This is a genomic window from Clostridioides sp. ZZV14-6153 (genome assembly GCF_020657855.1).
In the GTDB taxonomy this organism is placed as follows: domain Bacteria; phylum Bacillota; class Clostridia; order Peptostreptococcales; family Peptostreptococcaceae; genus Clostridioides.
On record NZ_JAGWCZ010000044.1, the window covers coordinates 1 to 1,370 of the forward strand.

The following is a 1,370-nucleotide window of genomic DNA, read 5'->3' on the forward strand; positions in this document are numbered from 1 at the left end:
TTTGACAATGCTGGGATGTGATGGGGAGCGAAATTTAGTAGCGAAGTAGCTGATTTCACACTGTCAAGAAAAGTCTCTATCGAGGTTAAAGGTACCCGTACCGCAAACCGACACAGGTGGGTGAGGAGAGTATCCTAAGGCCCGCGAGAGAACTGTTGTTAAGGAACTCGGCAAAATGACCCCGTAACTTAGGGATAAGGGGTGCCACCATACGGTGGCCGCAGAGAATAGGCCCAAGCGACTGTTTACCAAAAACATAGGTTTCTGCTAAGTCGCAAGACGATGTATAGGAGCTGACGCCTGCCCGGTGCTGGAAGGTTAAGGGGATCTGTTAGAGCAATCGAAGCAGTGAACTTAAGCCCCAGTAAACGGCGGCCGTAACTATAACGGTCCTAAGGTAGCGAAATTCCTTGTCGGGTAAGTTCCGACCCGCACGAAAGGCGTAACGATTTGGGCACTGTCTCAACAACAGACTCGGTGAAATTGTAATTCCGGTGAAGATGCCGGATACCTGCGACAGGACGGAAAGACCCCATGGAGCTTTACTGTAGCTTGACATTGGGTCTTGGTACTACATGTACAGGATAGGTGGGAGGCTTTGAAACCAGGACGCCAGTTTTGGCGGAGCCATCCTTGGGATACCACCCTTGTAGTACTGGGACTCTAACCATAGGCCATGAATCTGGTCTTGGGACACTGTCAGGTGGGCAGTTTGACTGGGGCGGTCGCCTCCCAAAAGGTAACGGAGGCGCTCAAAGGTTCTCTCAGTACGGTCGGAAATCGTACGTAGAGTGTAAAGGCAAAAGAGAGCTTGATTGCAAGACATACAGGTCGAGCAAGGATGAAAATCGGACTTAGTGATCCGGTGGTTCTGCGTGGAAGGGCCATCGCTCAACGGATAAAAGCTACCCTGGGGATAACAGGCTTATCTCCCCCAAGAGTCCACATCGACGGGGAGGTTTGGCACCTCGATGTCGGCTCATCACATCCTGGGGCTGTAGTAGGTCCCAAGGGTTGGGCTGTTCGCCCATTAAAGTGGTACGCGAGCTGGGTTCAGAACGTCGTGAGACAGTTCGGTCCCTATCCGTCGCAGGCGTAGGAAATTTGAGGAGACCTGTCCTTAGTACGAGAGGACCGGGATGGACGTACCTCTGGTGTACCAGTTGTTCTGCCAAGGGCATGGCTGGGTAGCTATGTACGGAATGGATAAGCGCTGAAAGCATCTAAGCGCGAAGCCAACTTCAAGATAAGATTTCCCACCGCAAGGGTAAGACCCCAGAAAGACTATCTGGTTGATAGGTCGAAGGTGTAAGTGCAGCAATGTATTTAGCTTATCGATACTAATAGGTCGAGGACTTGACCAATATTTA

1 rRNA gene is annotated in these 1,370 nt (G+C 51.2%); it reads left to right on the forward strand.

Going from position 1 to position 1,370, the window contains the following annotated elements:
* A 23S ribosomal RNA gene (locus KGF46_RS19700) occupies positions 1-1,364 on the forward strand; the annotation flags it as partial.
* Positions 1,365-1,370 lie beyond the last annotated feature (6 nt).